The organism is Mesorhizobium sp. M00.F.Ca.ET.216.01.1.1, assembly GCF_004010325.2.
Taxonomy (GTDB): Bacteria; Pseudomonadota; Alphaproteobacteria; order Rhizobiales; family Rhizobiaceae; genus Mesorhizobium.
In genome coordinates, this window is sequence record NZ_SADR02000311.1 from 1 (window position 1) to 340 (window position 340).

General features: G+C 68.5%; 1 protein-coding gene. It reads right to left on the bottom strand.

Annotation, left to right across the window (positions count from 1 at the left end):
* Nucleotides 1-317, bottom strand: a 317-nt coding sequence (locus EN859_RS36255) for an SRPBCC domain-containing protein (RefSeq protein WP_189502536.1), incomplete at its 3' end; no start/stop codon positions are given.
* Between the last annotated feature and the right edge of the window lie 23 nt (nucleotides 318-340).

The window sequence follows — 340 nt, forward strand, 5'->3', positions numbered from 1 at the left end:
CCCAGCGTCTCGCCGCCGGTCCAGTCTTCGTCGAACAGCTCCGTGGCGACGATCAGGCTCGGCCGCACGATCTCGCGATAGGTGGCGCTCATGCCCATTGCCTGCCCGTCGCGGTGGCGCCAGACATAGCGCGCCGCGCCGCCCACCTTGAGGTCGATCTCGCAAATCTCGAGCCGCCAGCCGTCCGGGCCATGCAGCCAGCCCTTGAGCAGCTCCGGGACAGTCCAGCAGTCGAACACCATCGGCCGCGGCGCGTCGAAGACGCGGGTTACGCGAACCTCCCGATCGCTGGGGGTTGTAATGGTCAGCGTCGCCACGGTGGAACCCGGCAGTCTCGTGG